The organism is Mesorhizobium sp. M2A.F.Ca.ET.039.01.1.1, from assembly GCF_003998035.1.
Taxonomy (GTDB): domain Bacteria; phylum Pseudomonadota; class Alphaproteobacteria; order Rhizobiales; family Rhizobiaceae; genus Mesorhizobium.
In genome coordinates, this window is record NZ_RZRY01000596.1 from 1 (window position 1) to 3,866 (window position 3,866).

Annotated in this window: 4 protein-coding genes; 3 read left to right on the forward strand and 1 reads right to left on the reverse strand. The window is 66.2% G+C overall.

The window, feature by feature from the left end:
- From EOA24_RS30050 to EOA24_RS30060, 3 genes are all read left to right on the forward strand, one after another.
- Positions 1-453 (forward strand): TetR family transcriptional regulator C-terminal domain-containing protein (locus EOA24_RS30050; RefSeq protein ID WP_127410381.1); only part of this gene is annotated, 453 nt, incomplete at its 5' end.
- Positions 454-594: 141 nt separating this feature from the next.
- A complete protein-coding gene (locus EOA24_RS30055; protein WP_127256778.1) occupies positions 595-2,175 on the forward strand; it encodes a 5-guanidino-2-oxopentanoate decarboxylase in 1,581 nt (526 codons plus the stop codon).
- 201 nt (positions 2,176-2,376) lie between these two features.
- Positions 2,377-3,084 (forward strand): SDR family NAD(P)-dependent oxidoreductase, encoded by a 708-nt coding sequence (locus tag EOA24_RS30060; protein WP_127256780.1) that lies wholly within the window; start codon positions 2,377-2,379, stop codon positions 3,082-3,084.
- 135 nt (positions 3,085-3,219) lie between these two features.
- Here EOA24_RS30060 and EOA24_RS30065 read toward each other — a convergent pair.
- A partial coding sequence (locus EOA24_RS30065; RefSeq protein WP_127410382.1) for a S1 RNA-binding domain-containing protein occupies positions 3,220-3,866 on the reverse strand: 647 nt, incomplete at its 5' end.

Genomic DNA, 3,866 nt, shown 5'->3' on the forward strand with positions numbered 1-3,866 from the left:
GCCTATGCGGCGTTGATGGGCCGCATGACCGAGCAGGCGAAAGCGGCATTGCTGATGGAAGACGCCTCGCCCCGCCGGCGACTTGCCGCCTTCGTCACCGCCAATCTCAACGCGCCGATCATCGATCAGCGGGTGTTTTCGCTCTGGGCGACCTTCATCGGCCGTGCCGGCGCCGATCCGACGCTCGCCCGCGCCCACCGGGAGGGCTATCTCGGCTTTCGCAACGAGGTGGAAGGGGTCGTGGCCGAAGTGCTCGCCGCCGAACGGCGTAAGCCGGACGCAAGCGAACTGCGCCACCATGCCATCGCCATCAACGCCATCATCGACGGGCTCTGGATCGAAGGCTGCCTGGCCGGCGAGATGTTCTCGTCTGGCGAATTGGCGGCGATCGGCATCAAAGCCATAGAGGCCGAGCTCGGCCTCGCGCCGGAAAAGCAATTCCAGGAAAAGTGAAGCGGTTTTCCGTCCGGAATTGCGTAGGAAAAAAAGCAATTCCAGGAAAGGTGAGAAGCGGTTTTCCGTCCGGAATTGCGTAAGAGAGAAGAGATAGAGCGGGTCGCTGGAACAGTGACTCGCTGTAACGGGAGAAGACCAATGACCACCATCGGCGAAGCGCTGATCACCTTGCTCGAAGCGCATGGCGTCGACACCGTCTTCGGCATTCCGGGCGTGCATACGGTCGAGCTCTATCGCGGCCTGGCGCGTTCGAGGATCCGTCATGTCACGCCGCGCCACGAGCAGGGCGCCGGCTTCATGGCCGACGGCTATGCGCGCGCCGGCGGCCGGCCGGGCGTCGCCTTCGTCATCACCGGACCGGGGCTGACCAACACCATCACCGCCATGGGCCAGGCGCGTGCCGATTCCGTGCCGATGCTGGTCATCTCAGGCGTCAACGCCACCGATACGCTGGGCAAGGGTCTCGGCTACCTGCATGAGTTGCCCGACCAGCGCGGCATGATGGAAAAGGTCGCGCTGTCTTCCGAGCGCCTCACCGAGGCCGGGCAATTGCCGGGCGCGCTCGCCCGCGCCTTCGCGCTGTTCTCGTCGGCTCGGCCGGGGCCGGTGCATATCGAGATCCCCACCGACGTCATGGTCAAGCCCGCCGACGGCATAGCGGCGGCGCTGAGCAACGCCGCGCCGCCGGCGCCGGACGCGGCGGCGATCGCCGAGGCGGCGAAGTTGATCAGGGCCGCCAGCCGTCCACTGATCCTCGCTGGCGGCGGCGCCAGGAAGGCCGACGCGGCGTTGCAACGCCTGGCCGAGGCGCTCGGCGCTCCCGTGGTCGAGACCGTCAATGCGCGCGGCCTGATGCACGGCCATCCGCTTTGCGTGCCGGCCAGCCCCAGCCTCAAGGCGGTGCGCGCGCTGATGGCGGACGCCGATCTGGTGATCGCCGCCGGCACCGAATTCGGCCCGACCGATTATGACGGCTATGGCGATGGCGGCTTCGTGCTGCCCAGGAACCTGATCCGCATTGATATCGGCGCCGACCAGATCGCGCGCCGGCCGGTGACGGTCGGCATCCAGGCCGATTGCGCCGAGGGCATCGAGGCTTTGCTTGCGGCGGTCGGGCCCGGTCATGTTGCGGCTGGGGATGGCGAGGCTCGCGCCGCCGCGACGCGCCAGGCCGCGCGGGCCGAACTGAAGCCCGAATACCTGGCGCAGGTGCGCGCGGTGGAGATGATCCGCGACGCGCTGCAGGGCACCATCATCGTCGGCGATTCGACCCAGCCGATCTATGCCGCCAACCTCTATTACGACCATGACCGCCCCGGCGGCTGGTTCAACGCCGCGACCGGCTTCGGCGCGCTGGGCTATGGTCCGCCGGCGGCGATCGGCGCAGCGCTTGCCGTTCCGGAAGCGCCCGTGGTGTGCCTCACCGGCGATGGCGGCTTCCAGTTCACCCTGCCGGAGATCGGCGCCGCGCTCGATGCCGAAACGCCGGTGATCTTCGTCGTCTGGAACAATCGCGGCTATCGCGAGATCGAGACCTCGATGCTCGACGTCGGTGTCGAGCCGGTCGGCGTCTCGCCGGCGCCGCCGGATTTCTGCAAGCTCGCCGAGGCCTATGGCATCGCGGCCGAGCGGTTGACCGGAACCGCTGATCTGGCCGAGGCGCTGAAGCGCGCGCGGGCGGCCGGCAAGCCGCGCGTCATCGAAATCACCGTCGACTGAAAGGCTGGTGCGGCCGTCGCCCGGACGGCGCCGGCGGGTCGGCAATTGTCGTCACCGGCCACGACCCCCCACACATGCAAAGACGCTGCGCCAGCCATGTCGATATTTCAATTGAGTGACAGCGCGAAAGGCGCGACGTTCCAGCCTGGGGCGGCATAACCCGAGATATAATCATAAAAAAATGACAGGAGCGCTCAAAGTATGACGGAAACGCTTAACGGCAGACATGTCGTGATCACGGGCGGCACTGGGGCGCTCGGCGGCGCGGTTGTCGGCAGATTGCTGGAGCAAGGCGCGATCTGCCACGTGCCCAATGCCCACGCGGCGGCCCCGCCGCATTTTCCCTACGCAGCCCACGCCAGCGTGCATCTGGCGCACAATGTCGACCTGTCGGATTCGGCCAAGGTCGAGGCCTTCTACCATCAGGTGCCCGAGCTCTGGGCCTCGATCCATCTTGCCGGCGGCTTCACCATGGCGCCGGTCGAAAAGATCGAGTCGGCCTCCTTCGCCGAAATGATGGACACCAACGCCCGCACGACCTTCCTGTGCAGCCGCGCCGCGGTGCGCTCGCTGCTGGCGTCCGACACGGCCGGCCGCATCGTCAACGTTACCGCGCGCGCCGGCCTGGAACCGCGCAAAGGTTCGGGCATGGTCGCCTATACGGCGAGCAAGGCCGCGGTCGCGGCAATGACGGTGGCGATGGCCGAGGAGTTGAAGCACAAGGGCATACTGGTCAACGCCGTGGCCCCCTCGACGCTCGACTCGCAGGCCAACCGCGAAGCCATGCCGGACGCCGATTTCGCCAAATGGGTCAGCCTTGAAGCAGCTGCGGAAGCGATCGCTTACCTGGCCTCGCCCGCAAACCAGGCCATGAGCGGCACGCTGGTCCCGCTCTACGGCAGGGCCTGAGCTCTATCTCTTTTTTTACGCAATTCCGGACGGAAAACCGCTGACACTTTTCCTGGAATTGCTCTGATATCCCGACAAAAGAAAACCCCGCCGGATCGCTCCGGCGGGGTTTTGTTATTCGCGAAGCGAAAGGGCTTAGTTACCCTGCTTCTTCAGCGCCGCGCCCAGGATGTCGCCAAGCGAGGCGCCGGAGTCGGTCGAGCCGTACTGGGCGACCGCTTCCTTCTCCTCGGCGATTTCCAGCGCCTTGATCGAGACCTGCAGCTTGCGGGTCTTCTTGTCGAAGGCGATGACGCGGGCGTCGACCTTCTGGCCGACGGTGAAGCGCTCGGGGCGCTGCTCGTCGCGGTCGCGCGAAAGGTCGGAGCGCTTGATGAAGGTCTCGATGCCGCTGTCGACCAGCCGCACGTCCAGACCGCCATCCTTCACGCCGATGACCTCGCAGGTGACGACGGCGTTCTTGCGCAGCTCGCCGCTATTGGCCGCTTCGCCGACCGTGTCGCGGGCCAGCTGCTTGATGCCGAGCGAGATGCGTTCCTTCTCGATGTCGACGTCGAGCACCTGCGCCTTGACCATGTCGCCGCGATTGTACTCTTCGATGACCTGCTCGCCCGGACGGGTCCAGTCGAGGTCGGACAGGTGCACCATGCCGTCCACGTCGCCTTCCAGGCCGATGAACAGGCCGAACTCGGTCTTGTTCTTGACCTCGCCCTCGACCTGGCTGCCGACCGGATGGTTGCGCGCGAAGGCTTCCCACGGGTTCTCAAGCGTCTGCTTGAGAC

Bases quoted from the DNA above. Each gene is read 5' to 3' on its own strand.
- EOA24_RS30055 (WP_127256778.1), top strand. From the start codon at position 595: ATGACCACCATCGGCGAAGCGCTGATCACCTTGCTCGAAGCGCATGGC.
- EOA24_RS30060 (WP_127256780.1), top strand. From the start codon at position 2,377: ATGACGGAAACGCTTAACGGCAGACATGTCGTGATCACGGGCGGCACT.